Annotated in this window: 26 protein-coding genes; 17 read left to right on the top strand and 9 right to left on the bottom strand. The window is 36.3% G+C overall.

Annotated elements, in window-relative coordinates; genetic code table 11:
• Nucleotides 1-64 precede the first annotated feature (64 nt).
• Together MHB53_RS08075 and MHB53_RS08070 are read right to left on the bottom strand one after the other, a co-directional pair.
• On the bottom strand, nt 65-265 hold the full coding sequence (locus tag MHB53_RS08075; RefSeq protein WP_340917023.1) for a DUF3813 domain-containing protein: 201 nt from the start codon (nt 263-265) through the stop codon (nt 65-67).
• Entirely contained in the window at nt 262-420 is a 159-nt protein-coding gene (locus tag MHB53_RS08070; protein WP_340917021.1) for a competence protein, read from the bottom strand. Before MHB53_RS08070 ends, MHB53_RS08075 begins: the two co-directional genes overlap by 4 nt.
• Nucleotides 421-611: 191 nt before the next feature.
• Here MHB53_RS08070 and yjfP point away from each other — a divergent pair, with 191 nt between their 5' ends.
• From yjfP to clpB, 3 genes are all read left to right on the top strand, one after another.
• Nucleotides 612-1,394, top strand: a complete 783-nt coding sequence (gene yjfP / locus MHB53_RS08065) for an esterase (RefSeq protein WP_340917018.1) — start codon at nt 612-614, stop codon at nt 1,392-1,394.
• 89 nt (nt 1,395-1,483) lie between these two features.
• Nucleotides 1,484-1,792: a metal-sulfur cluster assembly factor gene (locus MHB53_RS08060; RefSeq protein WP_340917016.1), complete on the top strand. Its 309-nt coding sequence runs from the start codon at nt 1,484-1,486 to the stop codon at nt 1,790-1,792.
• A 197-nt stretch (nt 1,793-1,989) separates the two neighbouring features.
• Entirely contained in the window at nt 1,990-4,596 is a 2,607-nt protein-coding gene (gene clpB, locus MHB53_RS08055; protein WP_340917014.1) for an ATP-dependent chaperone ClpB, read from the top strand.
• A 24-nt stretch (nt 4,597-4,620) separates the two neighbouring features.
• Here the strand turns inward: clpB and MHB53_RS08050 are convergent, their stop codons facing one another.
• On the bottom strand, nt 4,621-4,806 hold the full coding sequence (locus tag MHB53_RS08050; protein ID WP_340917012.1) for a YjzD family protein: 186 nt from the start codon (nt 4,804-4,806) through the stop codon (nt 4,621-4,623).
• A 208-nt stretch (nt 4,807-5,014) separates the two neighbouring features.
• Between MHB53_RS08050 and MHB53_RS08045 the strand changes: the two genes are divergently transcribed.
• The 6 genes from MHB53_RS08045 (at nt 5,015) to MHB53_RS08020 (ending at nt 10,336) form a co-directional block, all read left to right on the top strand.
• Nucleotides 5,015-5,641 (top strand): hypothetical protein, encoded by a 627-nt coding sequence (locus MHB53_RS08045; RefSeq protein WP_340917009.1) that lies wholly within the window; start codon nt 5,015-5,017, stop codon nt 5,639-5,641.
• 116 nt (nt 5,642-5,757) lie between these two features.
• Nucleotides 5,758-6,690 carry a beta-ketoacyl-ACP synthase III gene (locus MHB53_RS08040; RefSeq protein ID WP_340917006.1) on the top strand — a complete coding sequence of 311 codons (933 nt, stop codon included), beginning with the start codon at nt 5,758-5,760 and terminating at the stop codon, nt 6,688-6,690.
• 171 nt (nt 6,691-6,861) lie between these two features.
• A complete protein-coding gene (fabF, locus tag MHB53_RS08035) occupies nt 6,862-8,097 on the top strand; it encodes a beta-ketoacyl-ACP synthase II (protein WP_340917004.1) in 1,236 nt (411 codons plus the stop codon).
• A gap of 198 nt (nt 8,098-8,295) precedes the next feature.
• The gene (locus tag MHB53_RS08030; RefSeq protein ID WP_340917002.1) at nt 8,296-9,072 is read left to right on the top strand and encodes a DUF2268 domain-containing protein; all 777 of its coding nucleotides are present in this window, start codon (nt 8,296-8,298) and stop codon (nt 9,070-9,072) included.
• 225 nt (nt 9,073-9,297) lie between these two features.
• The gene (locus MHB53_RS08025) at nt 9,298-9,507 is read left to right on the top strand and encodes a hypothetical protein (protein ID WP_340917000.1); all 210 of its coding nucleotides are present in this window, start codon (nt 9,298-9,300) and stop codon (nt 9,505-9,507) included.
• A 79-nt stretch (nt 9,508-9,586) separates the two neighbouring features.
• Complete coding sequence (locus MHB53_RS08020) at nt 9,587-10,336, top strand: YjbA family protein (RefSeq protein ID WP_340916998.1); 750 nt, start codon at nt 9,587-9,589, stop codon at nt 10,334-10,336.
• A 177-nt stretch (nt 10,337-10,513) separates the two neighbouring features.
• On the opposite strand, the gene trpS is transcribed toward MHB53_RS08020, so the two are convergent.
• Nucleotides 10,514-11,503, bottom strand: coding sequence for a tryptophan--tRNA ligase (gene trpS / locus MHB53_RS08015; protein WP_340916995.1), 990 nt, complete (start codon nt 11,501-11,503; stop codon nt 10,514-10,516).
• A 382-nt stretch (nt 11,504-11,885) separates the two neighbouring features.
• Here trpS and MHB53_RS08010 point away from each other — a divergent pair, with 382 nt between their 5' ends.
• The 5 genes from MHB53_RS08010 to pepF all read left to right on the top strand — a co-directional run bounded on the left by MHB53_RS08010 (nt 11,886) and on the right by pepF (nt 18,681).
• Nucleotides 11,886-13,097, top strand: coding sequence for a putative glycoside hydrolase (locus tag MHB53_RS08010; protein ID WP_340916991.1), 1,212 nt, complete (start codon nt 11,886-11,888; stop codon nt 13,095-13,097).
• A 454-nt stretch (nt 13,098-13,551) separates the two neighbouring features.
• On the top strand, nt 13,552-13,947 hold the full coding sequence (spxA, locus tag MHB53_RS08005; RefSeq protein WP_066140516.1) for a transcriptional regulator SpxA: 396 nt from the start codon (nt 13,552-13,554) through the stop codon (nt 13,945-13,947).
• A 669-nt stretch (nt 13,948-14,616) separates the two neighbouring features.
• Complete coding sequence (gene mecA / locus MHB53_RS08000) at nt 14,617-15,273, top strand: adaptor protein MecA (RefSeq protein ID WP_340916984.1); 657 nt, start codon at nt 14,617-14,619, stop codon at nt 15,271-15,273.
• Between the two features lie 92 nt (nt 15,274-15,365).
• Nucleotides 15,366-16,562: a competence protein CoiA gene (locus MHB53_RS07995; RefSeq protein WP_340916981.1), complete on the top strand. Its 1,197-nt coding sequence runs from the start codon at nt 15,366-15,368 to the stop codon at nt 16,560-16,562.
• Nucleotides 16,563-16,860: 298 nt separating this feature from the next.
• Nucleotides 16,861-18,681, top strand: a complete 1,821-nt coding sequence (gene pepF, locus MHB53_RS07990) for an oligoendopeptidase F (protein ID WP_340916979.1) — start codon at nt 16,861-16,863, stop codon at nt 18,679-18,681.
• A gap of 536 nt (nt 18,682-19,217) precedes the next feature.
• On the opposite strand, the gene MHB53_RS07985 is transcribed toward pepF, so the two are convergent.
• The 4 genes from MHB53_RS07985 to MHB53_RS07970 all read right to left on the bottom strand — a co-directional run bounded on the left by MHB53_RS07985 (nt 19,218) and on the right by MHB53_RS07970 (nt 22,084).
• Entirely contained in the window at nt 19,218-20,084 is an 867-nt protein-coding gene (locus MHB53_RS07985; protein ID WP_340916977.1) for a ClpXP adapter SpxH family protein, read from the bottom strand.
• Nucleotides 20,084-20,485 carry a globin domain-containing protein gene (locus MHB53_RS07980; protein ID WP_340916974.1) on the bottom strand — a complete coding sequence of 134 codons (402 nt, stop codon included), beginning with the start codon at nt 20,483-20,485 and terminating at the stop codon, nt 20,084-20,086. The genes MHB53_RS07985 and MHB53_RS07980 overlap by 1 nt, the downstream gene beginning before the upstream one ends.
• A 285-nt stretch (nt 20,486-20,770) precedes the next feature.
• Nucleotides 20,771-21,454, bottom strand: a complete 684-nt coding sequence (locus tag MHB53_RS07975; RefSeq protein WP_340916971.1) for a lytic transglycosylase domain-containing protein — start codon at nt 21,452-21,454, stop codon at nt 20,771-20,773.
• A 36-nt stretch (nt 21,455-21,490) separates the two neighbouring features.
• Nucleotides 21,491-22,084 (bottom strand): CYTH domain-containing protein, encoded by a 594-nt coding sequence (locus MHB53_RS07970; protein WP_340916968.1) that lies wholly within the window; start codon nt 22,082-22,084, stop codon nt 21,491-21,493.
• Nucleotides 22,085-22,257: 173 nt separating this feature from the next.
• Here MHB53_RS07970 and MHB53_RS07965 point away from each other — a divergent pair, with 173 nt between their 5' ends.
• The 3 genes from MHB53_RS07965 to MHB53_RS07955 are packed head-to-tail and all read left to right on the top strand — an operon-like array spanning nt 22,258 to nt 24,639.
• Nucleotides 22,258-22,911, top strand: a complete 654-nt coding sequence (locus tag MHB53_RS07965; RefSeq protein WP_340924551.1) for a GTP pyrophosphokinase — start codon at nt 22,258-22,260, stop codon at nt 22,909-22,911.
• A gap of 36 nt (nt 22,912-22,947) precedes the next feature.
• On the top strand, nt 22,948-23,748 hold the full coding sequence (locus MHB53_RS07960) for an NAD kinase (RefSeq protein WP_340916966.1): 801 nt from the start codon (nt 22,948-22,950) through the stop codon (nt 23,746-23,748).
• Nucleotides 23,749-24,639, top strand: a complete 891-nt coding sequence (locus tag MHB53_RS07955) for an RluA family pseudouridine synthase (RefSeq protein WP_340916963.1) — start codon at nt 23,749-23,751, stop codon at nt 24,637-24,639.
• 83 nt (nt 24,640-24,722) lie between these two features.
• Here MHB53_RS07955 and prpE read toward each other — a convergent pair whose 3' ends face one another.
• Nucleotides 24,723-25,454, bottom strand: coding sequence for a bis(5'-nucleosyl)-tetraphosphatase PrpE (prpE, locus tag MHB53_RS07950; protein WP_340916961.1), 732 nt, complete (start codon nt 25,452-25,454; stop codon nt 24,723-24,725).
• Nucleotides 25,455-25,468: the final 14 nt, after the last annotated feature.

The raw sequence follows: 25,468 nt of genomic DNA, 5'->3' as shown, positions 1-25,468 counted from the left end.
ACACGATGTACTAGTGCCACCAGCGCAACAGGACGTGGAGATGATCAAGGTGCCTCCGCATTTCTTAAGAAAGACGATCAAGTGTATCTTGAAATTCTCGGAGCTGCCGTTGTTGTGCAAAAGTTGAATTGGCAAAAGATGATGAAACAGCATTTTTTGCTATATCCAATGCTTTAGCTTGATCATGAGGCTCACTATTCGTAGAAGCTTTTAATTGCGCTTCTTCAACAAAATGCCTTGCTTCCGCAAAGAGTCTATCCCTCATAATTCAATACCTCCAAGCGGCGACTCTTTAGCAATTTCAATTTTTTTATCTTCTTCATCTGCTAAAGTGGAACGGTATGGGAAACGTTCTGCATGCTGTTCTACAGAGTTTTTGCCTTGGTGGATGAAACGTTTAGATTTGCTTCGTTTACCCAATCCAAACACCGCCTTTTTGGGATTTAGAAAAACACTTGCCGCTTTCTATATATATTGTTTACAGGTTTTAATTGAATACAACGAGAAAGAATTGCCAATCAATTATAAATGCCTTTCTTTGGAAAAAGCTGTATGCTAATGCTAAACTTATGATAGAAATGGCTATCGATTTTTGAAAAGGGGAGTGCATCATGATTGAAATACATAAAGACAGTGTTAAGGACATTCCGCTTCTACATGTAGTAAAAGCTGGAAACTACGATAAAATGTTACCGCTCGTCTTTTTCGTTCACGGTTTTACATCCGCTAAAGAACATAATCTACATTTTGCCTATTTACTTGCGGAAAAAGGTTTTCGGGTGATACTACCTGAAGCGAATTTTCATGGAGAACGAAATAATGCTGTATCTGTCGAAAAAATGACTTATCACTTTTGGGATATTGTCATTCAAATGGTTGCGGAATTGGATATGATTAAAAAAGAATATGCAATAAAAGGATTTATTGATGTAGAGCGGATCGGGGTTGTTGGAACTTCGATGGGCGGGATTGTCACATTAGGCGCTTTAGGCCAGTATAAGTGGATTAAGGCAGCGGTTAGCTTAATGGGAAGCCCTAATTATGAACAATTTTCTCGATCGCAAATTACACACCTTAAAGAAGCTGGAGTCAAAATCCCTTTCACAGATAAACAACTTGAAGAAAAGTTTGCTCTTTTACAAACGTACGATATCAGTAAACAACCAGATCTGGTCGGTGGTAGACCGCTTTTATTTTGGCATGGAAAAAAGGATCCAGTTGTTCCGTTCCAGCCTACATATGAATTTTATGAAAATATTAAGAATCAATACAAAGAAAATCCAGCGAATATAAAATTTATAGTTGATCAGGACGCAGCTCATAAGGTAAGTAGAGAAGCCCTTTTGAAAACAGTTTCGTGGTTTGATCAACATCTGATGAAAGGACCAAAATGAAATTAGCCAAAAAGAAGTCTTTTCAGTGTGAAATTTATGTACGTTTGGTATGATAATGATAGAAGTAGTTAAGAAAGGAGTGTTGAATAATGGATGAAGCTTTAAAAGAAAACTTACTTGGTGCTCTGGAACAAGTAATTGACCCTGAGCTTGGTATTGATATAGTAAATCTAGGGCTTGTATATGATGTCGATCTAAATGAAGAAGGTATAGCAACAGTTACGATGACACTGACTTCAATGGGGTGCCCACTAGCGGGGGTTATTGTTGATCAAGTTACAGCGGCGCTTTCTGATATCCCAGAAGTAAAGGAAACAGAAGTGGATATTGTTTGGAGTCCAGCGTGGTCTAAGAATAACATGTCTCGTTATGCGAAAATTGCTTTAGGCATCACTTGAACATATGTAAAATTCCGTTTCAGCAATGATGATTACGGGGAAAGTAATAGCGGAATGCTCCTTACGGATGCTTCCGCTTTTTTCTTTGGAAATTTGAGGCTTTGTGATCATCTAATTCCAGACCCAAAAAGATTAAAGGTCACATAGTAAATTGCCTGCGCTTTTTCTTAATTTTATAATGAAAGGAGAATGAAACCATGGATTTGAGCAAAATGACTTCAACCATGCAAGAAGCCTTTGCAGAAGCACAGCAAGTAGCAGATCGGATGGATCATCCTGAAATTGATATCGTTCATCTCTGGAAGGCTTTAACAGAAAAAAATGACAGCTTATTGACCAATTTATACGAACATTTAGGTATCGCGAGAAGTGGTCTTCAACTAGAACTTGATCGATTTATGGATAAGAAACCGCAAGTTACAGGAGATGGTGTAAAAGGCGGACAATATTTACATGCCGATTTACAGCATTTATTAGATAGAGCTGAAAAAGAAAGAATATCATTTGAAGATGACTATCTATCTGTTGAGCACTTTGCTTTAGCCTTGATGGAACAAAGCAATAATGAGTTAACTTTATTTTTATCTCGACAAGGGATAACGAAACCCCTTTTAAAGATAGAGATCGAAAAGATAAGAGGGGGGCAGCGCGTCGTGTCACAAAATCCAGAAGCAACATACGAAGCATTAAAAAAGTATGGTAGAGATCTAGTAGCTGAAGTGAAATCAGGAAAACTTGATCCTGTAATTGGCCGGGATAATGAAATTAGAAATGTGGTTCGAATATTATCGCGGAAAACAAAAAATAATCCTGTTCTAATAGGGGAGCCAGGCGTTGGAAAAACAGCAATTGTGGAAGGGTTAGCCCAGCGAATTGTCAGAAAAGATGTACCTGAAGGCTTAAAGAATAAAACCATTTATTCTTTAGATATGGGCGCACTCATTGCAGGTGCAAAATTTCGTGGAGAATTTGAAGAACGATTAAAAGCCGTTTTACAGGAAGTTAAAAACAGTGAAGGAAAAATTCTGTTATTTATTGATGAAATACACACAATTGTTGGTGCTGGAAAAGCAGAAGGATCAATGGATGCGGGGAATATGTTGAAACCAATGCTTGCTAGAGGTGAATTACATTGTATCGGTGCGACGACTCTAGACGAATATAGGCTTAATATTGAAAAAGACCCAGCGTTGGAGCGCCGTTTTCAAAAGGTGCTCGTCCCTGAACCTACCGTTGAAGATACGATTTCCATTTTGCGGGGATTAAAGGAACGATTTGAAATCCACCATGGTGTCAATATTCATGATCGAGCAATTGTAGCTGCTGCAACCCTCTCCGACCGTTATATTACTGATCGGTTCCTCCCCGATAAAGCGATCGATTTAATCGATGAAGCGTGTGCTAATATTCGGGTTGAAATAGATTCGATGCCAAGTGAACTTGATGAGGTAACACGACGAGTTATGCAGTTAGAAATAGAAGAAGCAGCATTGCAAAAAGAAGAAGATGATGCGAGTAAAGAGCGGCTGGAAATACTGCAAAAGGATTTAGCAGATATAAAAGAAAGATCGAATGAAATGAAAGCGAAATGGCAAGCAGAAAAAGATGAAATTATGCATATACAAGAAAAACGTGAACATTTGGATACACTCCGCAGAGAATTAGAAGATGCTGAAAGTGAGTATGATTTAAATAAAGCAGCAGAGCTAAGACATGGACGCATTCCAGCCGTCGAAAAAGAACTTCAATTGCTTGATGAGGAATTGGCTGCAAAACACAGCGATGAAAACCGCTTGGTGAAAGAAGAAGTAACGGAAGATGAGATTGCAGACATTGTATCAAGGTGGACAGGAATTCCAGTTATGAAATTAGTTGAAGGAGAACGCGAAAAGCTATTAAGGCTTGAAAGCATATTACAAAAGCGAGTAATTGGACAAGATGAAGCAGTTGAGCTTGTGAGTAATGCAGTTCTGCGTGCCAGAGCGGGCATTAAAGATCCTAATCGACCGATTGGTTCTTTCATATTCCTTGGTCCAACGGGTGTAGGTAAAACCGAATTGGCTAAGGCGCTAGCTGATACACTTTTTGATAGCGAAGAACATATGATTCGAATTGATATGTCAGAGTATATGGAAAAGCACGCAGTTTCTCGATTAATCGGAGCTCCTCCAGGCTATGTTGGATACGAGGAAGGCGGCCAATTAACAGAAGCGGTAAGACGTAAACCCTATGCAGTTATTTTACTGGATGAAATCGAAAAAGCACATCCAGAAGTTTTTAATATTTTGCTACAAGTTCTTGATGATGGAAGAATTACTGATTCCCAAGGGAGACGGATTGATTTTAAAAATACAGTGATCATTATGACGTCTAACATCGGCTCTTCCTATTTATTAGAGCGCGAACAAGAGGAAGATATAATTGATGACCACACCAAAGATCTTGTAATGGGGCAGCTACGTGAGTCTTTTCGACCCGAGTTTTTGAATAGGGTGGACGATATTATTTTATTCAAGCCATTAAGCCTATTTAATATTACTGGAATCGTTTCTAAAATGGCAGAGGAATTACAGGTGAGACTAAGCACTCAATATATACAGTTTGAAATGACGGAAGCTGCGCTGAAATTTGTGGCAAATGCAGCATATGATCCCGTGTATGGTGCAAGACCATTAAAACGATACTTGCAGAGTAAGATTGAAACAGCCTTGGCTAAAGAAATTATCGCGGGAAATGTACATCCATATGATAAAGTTATTGTCGATGTCGTCAATAATGAATTAAAAATAAATATTAGAAAATAAATAAACTCGCCGATATCGGCGAGTTTATGCTTGCTTTTCAGCTTGTTCTATACTACCAGCGGCAACTACACAATAAAATAAAATGACTGCACCTACTGCTAATATACTAGCTGTTTTAAATTCATAAGGAAGTCCAAGCATTGAATTGGCAACATAGGCTAACATATGGATGAGGATGAATCCCCATATAAATGTCCAGAAAAACTTCATTTAACATACACCTCGCTTCAAAAAAGTATATATATGTATATCGAACGTAACTTAAAACCACACTTTTTAACCATATCACAATTCACAGAAATTTTAAAGGGATATTTGCAAACCTTGGTTCTGAAATACATAGGAAACTTAGAGTTCATTGTACCAATTTTACACATAGGATAATAATAGATAAAAAAGATAAAGGTGGGATGTAGCAATGAAGTCGGCTGTTGTATTTGGAGCAAGACAACAGTATGGATTTGAGTTATGTGTGAAATTACTTGATGTAGGATGTTATGTTTATGCAATTGATCACGAAAATTGGCAAACTGATGTATGTGAAGAACGCTGGATGCAGATAGGAAGAAATGCACATGTCGAGTTGATAATTCTAAATCATAAGTTATCTAATAAACAGCCTGTTTTTCTTGAAAAAATTCAATATTACATGGTTCCAGTAATAGATTATAGCAATTTCCAATATGATACGGCACATAAACAAATGTTGCAAATGCTCGAATTATATTACAAAGCGGATAACAGTAGTCAGGCGCAATTCCTTTTTTTACATGATTTAGCATCTGGTATAGATCAGTCTATATTTCATCAAAAATTGGATTCAATACTCGATAACATGAGACAGAGTAGTAATAAAAAATTAATGGAATACTTCTTACCTAACATGATCAATTCTAACCCACAAGCAGCATATCTTCTGCATAAAAATGAGGAAAAGGAAATGCAAAAAATAGATTTTAATCTTTTAACTGATTTCTCAGATGTTGTAATGAATCACCTTGAGCAAATGAAGATTTTTCAGGATAATGATCATAAAAACGGTTAGAATCTAACCAAGAAATATTCGTGACATTAAATTATTTCGATGTTATAATTAGTACCAAGTCCTAATATATGATAATAATGAGAAGTAATTCGAATAAGGAAGCGGGGTTCAGCTCAATGAAAGCTGGAATAATTGGCGTCGGAAAATTTGCACCGGAAAAGGTGTTAACAAATAAAGATTTAGAAAAAATGGTAGATACTTCTGATGAGTGGATAAAAACGCGTACTGGTATAGAAGAGAGAAGAATTGCTGCAGATGATATGAAAACATCAGACATGGCATATGAGGCAGCAAAAGCTGCAATTGACAATGCAGGTATTACTCCTGAGGATATAGATATGATTCTCGTTGCAACGGTTACTCCGGATCAGTCATTTCCAACCGTTTCTTGTACGCTACAAGAACGATTAGGATGTGTAAAAGCTTCAGCTATGGACCTTAGTGCGGCATGCGCAGGGTTTATGTATGGACTTGCTACGGCATCACAATTTATCGAAAGCGGCGCAAATAAGCATATATTAGTTGTTGGTGTTGAGAAATTATCAACAATAACTGATTGGAACGATCGAAATACAGCTGTATTGTTTGGGGATGGCGCTGGAGCGGCTGTGTTAGGAGCTGTATCTGAGGGGCGCGGCATACTTTCTTTTGAACTTGGTGCAGATGGTACCGGTGGTAAGCATCTTTACCAAGATGACTATATTAAGATGAATGGTCGTGAAGTATTTAAGTTTGCTGTTAGACAAATGGGTGAATCCTCTGTTAATGTATTAGAAAAAGCAGGCCTTACTAAGGATGATGTGGACTTTTTAATACCTCACCAAGCGAATATTAGAATAATGGAAGCATCAAGACAGCGACTTGACTTACCAGACGAGAAAATGGCGAAAACGATCCATAAATATGGGAATACATCGTCAGCTTCCATACCAATGGCTTTATATGATGAATTGGAATCTGGGAAAATTAAAGATGATGACATAATAGTTATGGTTGGATTCGGTGGCGGCCTTACTTGGGGTGCAGTAGCTCTAAAATGGGGACGATAAAAAGTAAAAAATAGAAGGAACAAGGGCTCTAAACTTAGGTGAAGACACACTGGTTAAGAATAGATGAAGGAACATGGGCGTAAGGATCGCCATGTCCTGTAGCAATTCCAATGTGATTCATGTTGTGTGGGCCTAAATCTTCTTGAGTGAAATAAAGGAGATGGATAATAGATGAAAAAAAGAGTAGTAGTAACAGGGATAGGTGCTGTGTCGCCACTTGGCAATGACGCGGAAACAACATGGGAAAATGTATTAGCTGGAAAATCAGGTATTGGTCCAATGACGAGATTGGATCCGGATCAATATTCCGCAAAAGTTGCTGCTGAGATAAAAGATTTCGATATCGAAAAATATGTCGAAAAAAAAGAAGCGAGAAAAATGGATAGGTTTACGCATTATGCCATTGCGGCAGCACTAATGGCAGTAGAAGATGCAAAGCTGAAGATTGATGATAGCAATGCAAATAGAGTTGGGGTTTGGGTTGGATCTGGAATCGGTGGAATGGAGACATTCGAAAATCAATTTGAAACTTTTCAAAAACGTGGGTATCGCCGTGTAAGTCCATTCTTTGTTCCAATGATGATACCTGATATGGCTGCAGGCCAAGTTTCAATTTATCTAGGTGCCAAAGGAGTTAACTCTTGTACTGTTACAGCGTGTGCAACAGGTACAAACTCGATTGGTGATGCATTCAAAGTAATTCAGCGTGGTGATGCGGAAGCGATGATTGCTGGTGGAGCTGAGGCACCAATTACAAAAATGGCAGTAGCTGGCTTCTGTGCTAATACGGCTTTATCGACTAACCCTGACCCTAACACGGCAAGCAGACCTTTTGATTTAAATCGTGATGGCTTCGTTATCGGAGAAGGCGCTGGTATTGTCGTATTAGAAGAGCTAGAACATGCAGTTCAGCGTGGCGCGAAGATTTATGCAGAAATAGTTGGCTATGGCTCAACGGGAGATGCCCATCATATTACTGCACCTGCACCAGGCGGAGAAGGTGGAGCACGTGCAATGAAAATTGCGATCGAAGATGGTGGACTTACACCTGAAGATATCGATTATATTAATGCTCATGGTACAAGCACACCTTATAATGATAAATATGAAACAATGGCAATTAAAGAAGTATTCGGTAGTCATGCGTATAAACTTGCAGTAAGTTCGACTAAATCTATGACTGGTCATCTTCTAGGAGCTGCTGGCGGTGTGGAAGCAATCTTTTCAGTCCTATCTATTAAAGAAGGGATCATACCACCAACAATGAATTATGAAACACCTGATCCAGATTGTGATTTAGATTATGTAGTAAATGAAGCGAGGAAAATGGAAGTCAATGCGGTGCTTAGTAACTCGCTTGGTTTCGGTGGTCATAATGCTACTATTGCTTTCAAAAAATATGAGTAGTGAACTCGTTTCAGCAAGCTGAAACATCGGGGAATCAAGTGAGGATCAAAACCCTAAAGAAAGATTAACGAACACGGTCTAATTAAAATTAGATCGTGTTTTTTCTATTCCTATTTATCATAACTTTTGATTCTTAAAAAATAAAAACTTCCGCACCTTCTTCCTACTAGATAATAATATATGGCAGGGGGTGAAATAATGGCAGTAATCGCTACCAATGAATGGCTAGAGAAGGATATTGCAAATCCTTCTAAAATGTGTCATAGCGCTATGCCAGCTGTAGAGGATAGCGAAGACTTTTACAATTACTTAAAAGGTTTTGGTATGTACCAATCAGTGGATAAAGCTCAGTTAACATATGAAAAATTACAGGAGCAAAATGTTTGGAGCAAAATGGACTCTTATTATCAGTTATATCGAACGAAATGGAAAGGACCCAAAGTAGATATTTATATATTTCCGTTAAACGAAGACAGTTCATATTTCAAGCAATTAGGACGTGCGGGTGTTGCAATGGATAAAAAAATTTTTTTGTTTGTATCTCCAATTGACGATGAAAAGTATTGGGAGTCACTTTTTATCCATGAATATCACCATGCAGCGAGAATGATTCGTATGAAACAAAATCATGAAGACTATACACTACTTGACTCTCTCGTATTTGAAGGGTTAGCAGAACAAACAGTTTTACTTTATTGTGGTGATAAATACACTATGGGCTGGGAAAAAAAATATTCCGATCGAATATTGCAATATTATTGGGAACGTTATTATCGACCAAATCTAGAAATGAAGAAAAAAGATCCCTTTCATGATGATCTTCTTTATGGAAGAAGGGGCATTCCGCAAATGTTAGGGTATGCATTAGGTGACAGGTTAATGAAAGGATTTGTTGATAATAACAAGCTAACGGTCACCAAATCACTTCACATTTCGTCAACTGATTTACTAAATAACAACAGATTTTTGGAGTAAGATGGATCGTAAAACACCTTCAGTAAAAGAAGGTGTTTTTGGTATGATATGAGAGCATAATCATATATATATTTATATGTGGACAAGCAAACAGGGAAAGTGAACTCGTTTCATCAAGCTGAAACATCGTGGAATCAGGTGGGGATACTCTCCTACGATTCGCTTAGAGGTGAGGTCTAAAGAAAGATCGAGATAAATAAATAAATAAACAGGATGTGCAATGCAATGCTGTTTAGTGCTATCGTATTTTTAGTTGGATTTGGTCTTACAGTCTCTGGAGGAGTTAGCATTATTGCTTATTTAAATTTATTAACAACGGGATTCGATTTTTATGATTATTTTAGCTATATTATGCTTCGACCAGAGTGTTACCTTATGCCTATCGGAGTGATTTTGATGACAGTTGCTATATATTGTTCGGACATGAAAGAGTAGATGTTGGAAATGTAAGGAATAATTTAACTACACAATGCCTATACTGATTGACAAATAGTTATGAAGTGAGGGATTCGAGATGCTATATCTTCATGATGTATGGGTGAATTGGTTTGAAGGCGAAGAAAATGGTTATAATGTTTGTCAATTTCATGAATGGCGTAGGGGCGAAGATGCAATAGAGCTTCTTGATCAAGTTCCGCTTTTATTAGTTGAGCCAATCCTTTTCCATTACATCGAAAATAATTTGTCTGAAATACCACGTGATTTACTAACGGATATTTACAATAAAGCGTATTTAAGAAAAAATCATGAACGTGTACAGTTGGAATATTGTTTTGTGATTACAGATGGAAGTGGTATTTTGGCAGTTGATACAATTGGGTATTCGATTCCAATTAGGAAAAGCAGATTAATTCCCCGTCAGGAACAAATTGTTTACGAAATGACAGAAAAGAATAAGCCGAATGTGTATAAATTTAAAGAAGACGATGCCAAAAAAGATCACCATATCCTTTCCCCGGAGCCAGAGCTAATGTACGGCTTGACAAGGAAAGAGCGCCAACTAAAAAATCTTTTATTTATGGCGCTAGATCAGCTATATATTTCAAAAAACGCTCCTGCCGTTCGGTATTGGTATACAGAATGGAACCCGAATAAATATACGGAAATACAGACGTTGGAATTTGAAGTGGTGTGGAATCGCCTATATGAAGAAACGAAAAATGGCTGGACTAAAAAACATAACACATTATGCGAACGTCTTGTAAAAGGACAGCCATTCTTTGAAAAACTATGGGATATCGAATGCGACCCAAAAGTAAACTAAGGAAAAGCAAAAATGCTCGATAAAAACAGGCCTTAAGTCCACACATAAAAGTGCAAGCGCCCCCCGTGATGCAAGATCAAACTTTGGCGAACTAGGGAAGCGAACTAGTGATAGGCATAGAAATACACTTTTTAAAAGCCGAACCATGGGGGTTCGGCTCTTATTTATTTTTGCATATTACCGTCTTTTGCGTCCAAGCCCCATTGCATTTTCCATCTTTTTAAGCATTTTATTAGCTTTAAATGCTGCCTTTTCTGCTCCTTGATCAAGAATATCATCAAGTTCTTTTGATTCAAGTAAGTTTTTGCAGCGTTCTTGGATAGGCGTTAAAGCATTTACGACCACTTCAGCCAAGTCGGCTTTAAAATCCCCATATCCTTTACCATCATAATAAACTTCAAGTTCCTCAACTGTTTTATTACCTAGAATAGAATAAATAGATAGTAAATTGGAAACACCAGGCTTATTTACGCGATCAAATTTTACGATACCTTCGGAGTCTGTAACAGCGCTTTTAATTTTCTTTTCAATTTGCTTCGGCTCATCAAGCAACGTAATGAAAGCACGTTGATTTGCATCCGATTTGCTCATTTTTTTTGTCGGTTCTTGTAATGACATGATCCTTGCGCCTATTTTGGGTATTCTTACCTCTGGGATAGTGAATATATCGTTATATTTATTATTGAACCTTTCAGCTAGATCTCGTGTTAACTCTAGATGTTGTTTCTGATCTTCGCCAACTGGAACCAAATCTGAGCCATACAATAGGATATCAGCTGCCATTAATGGAGGATATGTCAATAAGCCAGCGGAAACAGCATCTTTTCCTGTAGACTTATCTTTAAATTGTGTCATTCTTTCTAATTCCCCAATATATGCAATGCATTGTAGCATCCAACCGGCTTGTGCGTGTGCTGGCACCTCTGATTGAATGAACAAGGTAGATTTTTCATGATCAAGTCCTGCAGCGATATATAGTGCAGCTAAAGTTCGAATATTTTTCCTCAGTTCAAGTCGATCCTGAGGCACTGTAATAGCATGTTGATCGACAACACAAAAATAACAATCATAATCATTTTGTAATTCTACAAATTGTTTAATTGCTCCTACATAATTCCCTAATGTAATAACACCGCTGGGTTGGATCCCAGAAAAAATTGTTTTCATTAAAGTAAAGCCCCCTTAAAATATAAAAAACCATCCATCCCAGAGTGGTGGGAGGAATGGTTCATTCTTATCACCAATATAAGTGCCAATTAGAGGATGTTCAAATAGCCCCAAATGATAAACGGCGAATTTGTCAACTTTTTGAACACGAACTATTAAAGCCGGCTTACATTTTTCATTATGGTGCATCAAACCGAATAAACCTTAATAATTATTATAACCGCTGCCATAATGACAAGCAAGCCATCATCATTATTAAAAAGTCTTATATAATGTTACTGATAATATCTATAAAATAATTTCATTCTTCCTTGTTCCTTGTTAGAATAGAAAAAGACATTAGACAAGATAAGACAAAAAGCGTAAAAAGGAGAGATGATCTTTGAACTGGAAAAAAGTACTTGCAGTTTTTGGAATTACCGCTGCAATAATCTGGCAGTTGCCGTCTGGAACATCTGCTGAAAAGGCATTAGATAAAGAGAATTTTCCCGAAATGAGGAAAATTGCAGTAAAAGTAAATGAAAAACCGATTCAATCACCTCGTTTTGCATATGACTCTGGTTTGAAATTTGACTATCCTGATGCTGTTCGCGGTATTTATGTTACTGGTCATTCCGCAGGTGGAAGTCGTTTTAATGATTTAGTTAAATTAATAGACAAAACAGACTTAAATGCAATGGTTATTGATATTAAAGATGACTGGGGAAATGTTACATATGAGCTTCCAAAGGATTCCCCTTATGCAAATATCGGTAAAAATTACATAAAAGATCCTCGTGCAATATTAGAGGTAATGGAAGAAAAACAAATTTATCCAATTGGTAGAATAGTAGTGTTTAAGGATTCCGAACTGCCGAAAGAAAAACCGGAATTATCATTTTTAGATGGCAAAAAAGTGTGGGTGAATGGCAGAGGAGAATCCTTTGTAAACCCATTTTTAAAAGAAGTATGGGATCATAATGTTGGCATCGCAATCGAAGCTGCCAAGCTTGGTTTTCAAGAGATACAATTTGACTATGTTCGGTTTCCTGAGGGTTTCGAAACTCGTGATGATCAATTAGTTTATGATATGGGCGAGTATAAAGATATGGATGAAGATAATGTGCAGAAGCGGGTACATGCTGTAACCGATTTTGTTGCGTATGCACGTGAAAAACTAAAACCATATGGTGTAAAAGTTTCTGTTGACATATTTGGATATGCTGCAACAATACCTGAGGCACCTGGAATTGGACAAAACTTCTCTAAAATATCTGAAAATGTGGATGTTATTTCATCTATGATTTATCCTAGCCATTGGACATCCTATTTTGGAATAGCAAAACCAGATTTAGAGCCTTATAAACTTGTTAAAGAATATGCCAAAGTGGAAAATAAATTACTTGATAAACTAGAAAATAAACCACTTTCGCGGCCATGGCTACAAGATTTTACAGCTTCTTATTTGGGAAGTGGAAATTATTTAGTTTACGGAACAACAGAAGTGGAAGCGCAGATCCGCGCTTTGAATGAGGAAGGGATCACAGAATATCTACTTTGGAATGCAGCTAATAAATATTCACCAAATGTAAACTATAAAACCGGCAAAAATTAACCAAACATTAAAGGGAAAACTTCTGATAGGAAGTTTTCCCTTTTTAAAATTTCCTATCAGCTCCGACGGTCATGAGTTTATATATATCAGTTTGTTATTGTACGTCAAAATCAGTTTTATTTTTTAATTTGAATGAAAAAAATAATAAAGGATAAAATAGAAAAGGAAAAAAAATTAAAATGGAGGTTTATATATGCTAGAAAGTGGTAAATAAAAGAGTAGCCTAACTGTAACAGTAGCCATCAATTAGATAGTAACAGTTATTGAAAATCTCAAAAAAGCCTATTCATTACGCAGTATTTAGTGTATAATACATATTATAGATTGTTTCATTAAAGTAACTTTAAACTTACTTCTTAGACTTTTTAACCCAAGAGACTTGCTTTTAATATGAACTTTCTTATGCATTATTCAAATAAAAATTAAATTAAATATAAGGAGTGTGAATAGCATTATGGTAACATTGTACACTTCACCTAGTTGCACATCATGCCGGAAAGCTAGAACTTGGCTTGAGGAACAAAATATTCCATACAAAGAAAGAAATATTTTCTCGGAACCATTGAGTTTAGAAGAAATAAAAGAAATTTTACGAATGACAGAGGATGGTACGGATGAAATTATCTCTACTCGTTCGAAAATTTTTCAAAAACTAAATATTGATTTAGAATCATTACCGCTTCAACAATTGTTTGATCTTATTCAAAAAAATCCTGGATTGCTTCGAAGACCGATTATTATGGACGAAAAGCGACTGCAGGTAGGTTATAATGAAGATGAAATTAGACGATTCTTACCAAGAAAAGTAAGAACGTATCAACTGCGTGAAGCTCAAAAAATGGTGAATTAAATAAAAATGCCTTCATACTTTCGTTAAATGTATGGAGGCATTTTATGTAAATAATTAATAATAAGAATACTACCTTGATTTTTGTACTAAAATTGGATAAAATGATCGAAACATCGTAAAATTGCATGTTCAAAAAAGGAGCCAAATTAGCAACTATAAGTTCGAGTCGAGAAGGATTTGAGGATCAAAGCGTATGCTTTTTAATACGTGAGAAACGTACTTCCACAGGATGTACTGACGTCTACGTTGCTAACAGGACGAACTTGAACAGGACGTGCTAACCTCTATGTTGCAACAGGACGAACTTGCACAGGATGTGCTGACCTCTGCGTTGCTCACAGGACGAACTTGAACAGGATGTGCTGACCTCTGTGTTGCTCACAGGACGTGAGCGATCTTAACAGAGGATCCATAACAAAGGTTCCTTACTTTAGGAGAAGTACCTATGCCAACGAAGAAATTCGTCGTTTATCATTTGGTGACCTTTTGAACATCTTCGAAAAATGGTAGGCGATAAAGGATTTTTAAAATGGTAGCATGTTTTGTTTCCATTTTACCGAAGCTTATCATAATATAATAGTACAAGGAAATATTCGCATCATATCTGGCCTTGCCTTGTATGGGATGATGATCCCTTCACCACCCTAATATAGAAGGGAGAGTTGCTTTATGGAAATTGAAAGAATAAATGAAAATACAGTAAAATTTTATATTTCCTATATAGATATTGAAGAAAGAGGTTTCGACCGTGAAGAGATTTGGTACAATCGGGAGCGCGGCGAAGAGTTATTTTGGGAAATGATAGATGAAGTACATCAAGAAGATGATTTTGTTACTGAAGGACCTTTATGGATCCAAATTCAAGCATTAGATAAAGGGTTAGAAATCCTTGTGACAAAAGCTCAAGTATCTAAAGATGGAAGTAAATTAGAGCTTCCCATTTCTGATGAGAAATTAAAGGATTTACCAATGGATGAAAAAATGGAAGAATTTCTTGATCAAAATTTCCAAATCAAGAATCATTATGATACAACAGTTACTCAATTTGAATTCGTTCTATCCTTTAATGACTTTGAGGACATTTTAGAGCTTGCAAAAATGCAAGATATTAAAAATGTTGAAACGAAATTGTATTCTTACGAAAATAATTACTATATTTATGTTAAATTTTCCGAAGATTTATATGATGAGGATAAAATGGAAGATGCTTTGAGCCTCCTAATGGAGTACGGATTTGAAAGCAACTACACCGTTCATCGGTTGGAGGAATACGGAAAAGAGATAATAGGTGAAGATATTTTCGCTGAGATCGAAAAATACTTTTAATTTAAAACCGATTTTTTATTTGAATCGGTTTTTTTTATTTGGTGACTTCTTGAACATCCTCTACTGAATTAATATGAAATGGAGATGACATTTTGTTGACTGCTTTAAATGAAAATGGTGATCTAATTTCTCTTTCTGACAATCCAGAAGAAAAACAGATGATTTCACAGTGTCAAAATAAAACCTTCTATTGCCCCCAATGTAAGGAACAGCTAATTATTAAAGCTGGTGAGATTCGTATGATTCATTTTTCCCACAAAAAAAACTCCAAGTGCATTTCATCCTTCTCAGAGCCTGAAAGTGATCAACACTTAAAAGGAAAAAAACAGCTCCATCACTTTTTTTTACTTAAAGGATTAGAAACACATCTCGAATATTATCTAAAGGAACTCCAACAACGACCAGACATACTTGTAAAGTATAATACACAAAGATATGCGATTGAATTTCAATGTTCAACGATTTCTCGAAAAGTATTGAGTTCTCGTACAAACGGATATATATCGAAAGGCATCACACCGGTCTGGATTTTAGGGGGGCTGCCATATCATAAAAAAAATGGATCAGTATATGAATTATCAGACTTTCACTTTACTTTGGCATCTACCAGAAAAGGTATAGGTCTTTCGTTATTTAGCTATAACCCACAAAAAAAAATGGTGTACATGCTCGTTGGCATCATTCCTCTTACAACAAGAAAAGTATTTGCAACATTATACTCCCTCCCATTAAATAAACTCACATTGCCTTTCCCGATAAAACTCAAACCTAAACCGTTAAGTCACTTACATTGGTTAAAAGAAAAAAATCAATGGATCGCAAATAAGGTTAGATTTGGTAGTCTAATAAGTGATCCTTTTTTAAAAGAAGTATACACAGCGCAAGAGAATCCTTTTCTACTACCTGCTATTTGTGGGATTCCAATTGAATTTATGGAGCATTTTCTTTCACACCCATGCGAATGGCAATTTTTCATCTATCAAGATTGTATAAAGAAATTAAAAGCTGGACAGATTATTTCATTGAAATACGTTTATCAAAAGATGCGTAATAGAATCAATCGAGGAGATGTGTTAATTAGAAAGTTTCCTCTAGATATAACTAATAATTGTAATTGGGAAGCTGCTATTGCTCAATTTTTTCTGTATTTAACGGAATTAGAATACTTTTATCAAATTGGAGAAGACATATTCAAACTGCGAAAACAATTGTATAGACCAAAAACAAATGAGGAAGCAGTTGAATTAGAAAAAGAAATGTATCGCAGACTGGCTAGTAGTAAAACATAGCTTTAAAGATAATAAATATGGATGAGGATTACGGCATGAAAATACAGAATATCAAAATTTAATGATTGGTTTAGTGTGAAGATAATTTATTGGAGTTTCCAAGGTCTTTCGATGGTCTCCTGATACAAAATAGTCTATGATGACTTTGATACAGAACATGTAGTGTTTATCGACCTAGCCCTTTTACTTTTCTTATTTCGAAAAGCAGGATTTGTAAAAGAAGAGGAGAATAAGTTATATATACGAATAAAATTTCATGAACCAAAGAATTAAATGAAAAAATGAGTGGAGGATGAGTATGACAAATGAAACTACTGTAAAAACACTTCCGGCACGATCAACGATATCCGAAGATTTAACATGGAAGCTGGAAGATATTTTTCCTACAGATGAATTATGGGAAAAAGAATATGAAGGGCTAAAAGCAAGTTTAACAGAAGCAGCTAAATTTAGAGGGAAAATACACGAAAGCGCTAAAGCATTACTGGACGTATTGGAATATCAATCGAAGGTATCGGAACGAATGGGTAAGCTTTATACATATGCACATATGCGCTATGATCAAGATACTGGGAATGCTCATTACCAAGGGCTAAATGCGCGAGCTGAAAGTTTATATACGCAAGTTGCGAGTGCATTTTCTTATGTAGTTCCTGAAATATTAGCTATGGAGGAAAGTGAAATAGCTATATTTTTAGCTGAAAATAAAGAATTACAGCTTTATCGTCAAGCATTAGAGGAGATTAATCTTCAGCGTGGCCATGTTCTTTCAGCGGAACAAGAAGCGATGCTTGCTGAAGCATCAGAGGTTTTAAGTGCTTCTAGTACAACCTTTGGTATGTTGAACAACGCAGACATGGAATTTCCTATAATTAAAGATGAGAATGGTGAAGAAGTTCAGATTTCACATGGGAATTATATTCGTTTTTTAGAAAGTACTGATCGCGGTGTGCGTGAAGAAGCTTTTAAAAAGGTATATGAAACATATGGGAAATTTAGCAACACGCTTTCCAGTACACTTAGTGGAGCTGTAAAAAAAGATAACTTTTATGCAAAAACTAGAAACTACTCGTCTGCAAGAGAAGCTGCTTTGGCATCGAATAATATTCCCGAAACAGTTTATGATACGCTTGTAGAAACGGTTAATAAAAACTTGCATTTATTGCAACGTTATATAAAATTACGTAAAGAAGTATTACAACTGGATCAGCTTCACATGTATGATTTGTTTACACCGTTAGTTCCAGATGTAAAAATGGAAATTTCTTACGATGAAGCAAAAGAAATAATGGTCAAAGGTTTGGCACCGTTAGGAGAAGAATATATCCAGACAATTAAAGAAGGCTTCGATAATCGTTGGGTGGATGTTGTAGAAAACAAAGGAAAGCGGAGCGGTGCGTATTCTTCAGGAACGTACGGAACAAATCCGTATATTTTAATGAACTGGCAGGATAACGTGAATAATCTTTTTACGCTGGCACATGAATTTGGCCATAGTGTTCATAGTTATTACACTAGGAAGGCCCAACCATATCCATATGGGAACTATTCTATTTTCGTAGCAGAAGTAGCTTCAACATGTAATGAAGCGCTTTTGAGTGATTATCTATTGAAAGAAACAGAGGATAAACAAAAGCGATTATATTTAATTAATAATTATTTAGAAGGCTTTAGAGGTACCGTATTTAGACAAACAATGTTTGCTGAGTTTGAACATTTAATACATCAAAAAGCACAGAATGGTGAGGCACTGACAGCAGATATGCTGACGAAAGAATATTATGCATTGAATAAGAAATACTTTGGTGAGGAAGATATTCAGATCGATGAAGAAATTGGTCGAGAGTGGTCGAGAATCCCTCATTTTTACTATAATTATTATGTATATCAATATGCTACTGGCTTCAGTGCAGCTGCAGCACTTTCTAAACAAATACTTGAAGAGGGTGAACCGGCAGTGGAACGTTATTTGGAGTTCCTTAAAGCCGGAAGTTCTGATTATCCTATTGAAGTATTGAAAAAAGCAGGTGTAGATATGACAACTGCGGAACCGATAGAAGCAGCTTGTAAAGTGTTTGAAGAAAAATTAAATGAAATGGAAAGCTTGCTATCCGAGTAGATTTTCAAAAAATGCAATCTCCTTTAACAGGAGAGTGCATTTTTTTACGAGAAAAGTTAAACATTGGTAATTTGCAGTTTTTGCACCTTTACCGAAAACCTTTGAATTTATTTCTTCTGTTAATAAATGTTAAAAGTCCAAGGAAAATAAAAAAAAGAATAGGCGAGGAGAGGTAGATAGGGAATAGATTCATTAAACCTAATAGATTTAAGTAAAAGCCTAAAAAAATGGCAATAGGGAAGAATATCATAATCAACTTCCTCACATATATCGCTCCATTCGCTTATTTTATTTGTCTAGTTTATCATGATCTTTGAATCATCTGTGCGATCTAGGAGCTTATCTATAAAATCAGAACTCATAGTTGATTAGCTGGGACATGGCAAACCTAGACTCGTTCCTTTGCTTTTGTACATAAGCGAGGGCATGGTTGCTTACGCTTTTCTAATCATTATGTATAAAAAAGTGGATATATGAAAGTCTGTAATAAAAAATAAAACAACGTATGTGCTTATAGACATACGTTGTTGATAAAGCTATATTGAATGTGCAATGTATTTCCAAAATATACCGTTTTTGGCGCGGATTTTCTTAACCTTTTGTTGTAGCTGTAGTTTTTTCATTTGTTGCTCCATCTGCTTTACAGGCTTATCGTATATAAGTGCAAGATCATTAACAGCAATAATTGGATTTTTTGTTAAAAATATCTCTAAAGAAGGAATTTCTGATGGACTTGGATAACCTTCTAGCAATTCTGATAAAATTTGCACATATATTCTGTATGAATATAGACCAGTAACTTTTAAACCTTCATCCTCGATATTTTCATTAAAAAACACTAAGGAAGGCATTTCGGTTATTTCCATTTCAGAGGAAATCTTTAAATCACATTGAAAAGCTTTCGCCGCACTAGCTGAATATATATCACTTATAAACTCATCCATATCAAGTTCCACATATTGAGCACATTGTAGGATGATGTTAATATCAGTAATATCAGCATTTTCTACGAAAAAAAGTTCTTGCAGTCTGGTTATAAATCTCGTTCCTGCTCGTTTTCCCTGTAGTTCTGCTGCTTTGATACTAATTGCTGCTAAATGAGGCGTTAACGTATCTTGATCGAACCCAGATGAGACTTGGAGTGGAATTGTACTTTTTTCTGACGTTTTTTTCAATCGCGGATAATTTGCGAAATCAAAACGCCTTTTATTATTTAATGCAGCGAGCTGGCCACATAATACATATTTAAGTGTAAAATAATCCCCATATTCAAGCTGTAACTTTTTAATTAATGGTGTAAGTGACCAGCATTCTGTACAAAAAGGATCAAAGAATAGATAAATTTCTAACGGTCGGTTATTTACTTGAAGCTGATTCTGCAAATTACAATTATATTGTTCCATCACGTCGCATCACCCTGTGTTTCGTTAGGTGTATTCACCATATGCTTAGCGGTTAATGTAAGTTTCGTAAAGAACTGTTCTCTAAGCATGCCGTCCAGACCAACTTCATCCATCGCTTGACTCATACATATAAGCCATGCTTTGGCACGATGTGGTGTAACTTCGTGCGGCAAATGACGTGCACGCATCATCGGATGACCGTGTTCCTCCGTATAAAGTTGGGGGCCACCTAAATACTGTGTTAAAAATTGCTTTTGCTTTCTAGCAACATCTGATAAATCATCAGGGAAAATAGGTCTTAAGTCAGGATGTTTTCCAACTCTGGAATAAAATGCTTCCACGAGAGCGGAAAGTTTTTCTGCCCCAATTGCGTCATACGGCGTCGCACGTTTCTCTACCATATGAATCGCTCCTTTATCATGAAATAGTAACCTCATTGTAGCAAGCCATTCGATATAACTCAAATAATTCGCATTTCTTAACCAGTTTATCGCAGATTAACGAGCAGTAAACCCCCACTTTAAGGATTCAAGTTTAAGAAATGAAGAGTAAGTGGGGGATAAACTGCCCGTAAAAGCCCGATTGGTTCAACTAACAATCAGTGGGGGATGATAGAACCCCCCCACTGATTGAAGTTTCACTTTATGTATTAAATAAAAAATACTCTGTTTTTTTTACAGAGTATTTTAACTATAAAAACTGTTGGTAACTTTTTTTACATATGCTTGTGTTTCTTTAAACGGAGGAATGCCATCGTATTTGCTTACATTCCCAGGCCCAGCGTTGTATGCGGCTAAAGCCAGTTCTATATTACCGTTATACTTGTCCAACATGTTACGGATGTATTTACTTCCTCCCATTACATTTTGCTCGGGGTCAAATATATCTATCACACCTAGGCCTCTCGCCGTTCCAGGCATTAGCTGCATTAACCCTGATGCACCGGCATGGCTTACAACAGATGGGTTGAAATTGGATTCATGCTTAATGATTGATTTAATTAACTTGGCAGGAAGATTGTATTTATCAGCTGCTTTATTAATGATATTCTCTATACTAGATTCTGAGGTTTTAATTGGACTACTAATCTCTTGGTTCATCGGGACTTTCGAATGAACGGCTAATGACCCCGAATCTAAATGTCGAGAGAATTGGGCTGTTGGTAAGTTGGACATACTGAAAATGGCCCCTAATGAATTGGCATTGAAGGAGGGTGCCAATTCGGTTGCATCCGTATCAATCAAAGTCTTTTGAAGCAATTCTTCGAAAAAAGAAGTGTTATTATTTTGGTTATGGTTTACAGATTGAGTGGAAAAACCTTTTAGGGCTTGTATTTCAAACAATGTTTTTATCTGTCCTAATGTATTCATCTGGATCATCCTTTAATAAAAGATAATGATAACCGATTAAAGCTTCTCATCACCTTCCTGTTTTTTTGCGGAATAAAACCTTGCAATTTTATTATCGGCAGATCTAAAAGGAATGTTTAATTCTCTCATCAATTGTTCGAAAGTTACTTTTCCTTTTGCCCAATCAGTGACTTCGTACTCCAATTCAAAGTCTTCTTTATTTAGATAGAAACTATGGTCAAAAACCAATAATCCGTCTTTATAATTTATTTCAGCACGATTAGTTGTAAGTGAACCAAAATAATGGATATTGTCCATTGTTATATTCATCCTAATTAATTCATCTTTTACTTCCCCATCAGGTATTTGCGCATTCGTTTTTAATAAAAGGACATCCTCTTTCGATATGTTCTGATTGACCTCTAAAAGACCGATATTTGCTGGCTTTTTTAAAGTGAACTCAAATCCGACGGGAAGCTCCCTTACACGCAGCGCTGCAGAAGCATTTTGTATTGAAAAATCAAACGTATCGAAATAATGATTCGTTTGTGTGAAAAAATGCTCTTTTTTTATTTGAAAGGTTTCCATTATTTTGTAAAAGTTTGTTTGTGAAACAATATTTTTAAACTCGATTTCTATATGTTTTGTCATTCAAACCATCCTAACTCCTATTAAGTACTCTTTTAGTATTACCTTTATCAATCAAAAGTTCAATAGTATTTTCTCTTGTTTGGGTTACTAAACTGTATGTACTGTTGCTTTATGCTAAAATAAGGAGGATTAAGAAATACACCTTCCATAAATAAATAAGAGGTGACTACATGATGAATAACTGGGACCAATTTTTATCTCCATATAAACAAGCAATTGAAGAACTGAAAATTAAGTTAAAAGGCATGAGAGGCCAATTTGAAAAAGAACATATCCATTCACCGATTGAGTTTGTTACAGGTCGTGTAAAACCAATAGCAAGCATATTGGAGAAAGCACACGTGAAAAAAATTCCATTAGAAAATATTGCAGCAGAGATCCAGGATATCGCAGGTTTAAGGATGATGTGTCAGTTTGTCGATGATATTGATGCAGTCGTTCAATTGCTTCGTAAAAGAAATGACTTTCGAATTGTTGAAGAAAGAAATTATATATTTCACAGAAAGCCGAGTGGCTATCGCTCATACCATGTCGTCATTGAATATCCGGTGCAAACAATACATGGCGAGAAAAAAGTTCTAGCGGAAATACAAATACGCACATTGGCGATGAACTTTTGGGCAACGGTAGAGCATTCTCTCAATTATAAATATCAAGGTCAATTTCCGGAAGAAATTAAGGCAAGACTACTTGGGGCAGCTGAAGCCGCATTTCAACTAGATGAGGAAATGTCACAGATTAGAGAAGAAATCCAGGAAGCTCAAGCATATTTTTCTAAAAATAAGAAATCAGATAATAAAAGAGATAGAAAAGATAATCAAGATTAAGTTCAACCATATCAATGGTCGGAAAGGATGAGAAAGTTGAAATTTGCAATTACATCAAAAGGTGATTCAACTTCCAATGCTCTCAAGCAAAAGATGAGAACATATTTGCAAGACTTTGAACTAGAATATGATGAAGAGCAACCCGATATTGTGATTTCAGTTGGTGGGGATGGGACATTGTTATATGCTTTTCATCGATATAGCTCAAGATTGGATAAAACTGCTTTCGTTGGCGTACATACAGGTCATCTCGGATTTTATGCAGATTGGCTACCAAATGAAATTGAAAAACTAATTATTGCCATAGCGAAAACACCATATCAAGTCATCGAATATCCGCTCTTGGATGTTGTTATTCGTTATCGACATGGTGGTAAAGAAACAAGATATCTTGGTTTAAATGAGTCGACGGTGAAGAGTCTAGTCGGTACACTCGTTATGGATGTGGAAATTCGCGACGAACATTTTGAACGATTTCGAGGTGACGGCTTATGTGTTTCGACACCTTCAGGGAGTACTGCTTATAATAAAGCTTTAGGCGGTGCAATTATTCATCCAGCTCTCCACGCTATACAGCTTGCTGAAATGGCATCTATTAATAATCGAGTGTTTAGAACAGTAGGTTCACCATTAATATTACCTGATCATCACACTTTAGTATTAAAACCAGTAAAAACGTACGATTTTCATGTAACAATCGATCATTTAACAGTCATGCATTCTGATGTGAAATCGATCCAATTTCGAGTGGCGAAAGAGAAAGTAAGATTTGCGAGATTTAGACCTTTTCCATTTTGGAAACGGGTAAGTGACTCGTTCATCTCTGATGGCAAATAAATGGGGAAATATTCACTTACATGGACGATAGATGATCGTAGTATGACAAAGGATATTAAATCATATTTGGCCGAAGCGGGCATTTCCCGAAGAGCGTTAACTGATATTAAATTTGCTGGAGGAACAATCAAAGTGAACGGGCTGGAGAAAAATGTTCGTTATAAGCTTCAGATGCTGGACAAGCTGGAAGTAGTTTTCCCCCCAGAAGAACCAAGTGTTCATCTTCAGGGGGAACGGATCGATCTGTCTATTATTTATGAAGACCGCGATATCATGATAGTCAATAAGCAAGCTGCTATGAACTCTATTCCATCGCAACAACATCCGATGGGAAGCTTGGCTAATGCAATCATTTATTATTATCAACAAAAGGATATTGCAGCTGCTGTTCATATAGTTACTAGACTGGATCGCAACACATCAGGATTAGTGTTAATAGCCAAACATCGCCATGCACATCATTTATTTAGTCTAATGCAACGAGAGCATGCCATTATCAGAACATATGAATCATTTGTTACAGGGCAGCTGAAAAAGAAATCTGGGATAATCGATGCTCCGATTGGTAGGAAGCTAGATAGCATTATTGAACGTGAAGTAAGGGCCGATGGGAAGAGGGCAGTTACTTCCTATCGACTTGTCCATCAATACAATGACTTTGCACATCTCAAATTACAGTTGGAAACTGGACGCACACATCAAATTAGGGTACATATGAATTATATTGGATATCCAATGCTTGGAGATAACCTATATGGTGGAGATAGTGAAATAATCTCCAGACAAGCGCTTCATTGTAGTAAGTTACAATTTATTCATCCATTGACAAAGAAAGAAATGATTCTTACCGCAGATCTACCATTAGATATGCAAAAACTAATTGTTAAATAATTTGCGGCTATTAGGGCTGGCTATTATTCCTTAGGGTTTAAGACTCACCTGATTTCCTAATGTTTTAGTTTTGAGCTCGTTAACTAATCAAAGGCTTTGAATTTTTCTGGGACATAGGGCATATTTGAGGGGACCGAAATGGTCTCCATTTCTGGATATTTAAGAGCTGACAGCTTGCCTCCAAATACGGCCCCAGTATCAATATTAATTGTATTGCCAACATTTCGTGGTTCCAGAACGGGTGTATGCCCATAGACAATAAGAGGTTTACCCTTGTAGCTTGCTGCCCAATCTTTGCGAACTGGCATCCCATTAGGTAAAAACTCACCTGAAATATCTCCATATAGGACAAAGGTTTTAACGCCTTTATGATATTTTCCAATATAATCGGCACGAATGCCGGCGTGTGCGACAACCAGCTTCCCATCATCAAGGATTTGGTATAATGGTGTGCCCTCATATAATTCTATAAAAATTTTTTTGAAATAATTTTGTTTGATTAAAGTTAAAGATTCAAACTCTGCAACCGTTGTTTCTAGGCCATGAGTAATTTGGACTTTTCTTCCGATAAGATATCGATAAAGTTTATTGCAATGATTTCCGGGAACATAATACCCATGACTTTTTTTCCAAAGCTTCCAAACAACCTCGATCATATCGAGCGAATTTGGTCCGCGATCAGTGATATCACCTACAAAACAAATTTTTCTTTGAGCAAGAGGGATTCCACTTTCCCACGTATAGCCGAGTTTTTGTGTAAGTAGTTTAAACTCATCAAAGCAACCGTGTACGTCGCCGATAATATCTAATTTCATTTATTACCCACCTG

This window comes from Bacillus sp. FSL K6-3431, assembly GCF_038002605.1.
Classification (GTDB): Bacteria; Bacillota; Bacilli; order Bacillales; family Bacillaceae_C; genus Lederbergia.
The sequence above is the reverse complement of the archived record's forward strand: the minus strand, read 5'-3'. Positions and strand labels throughout refer to the sequence as shown.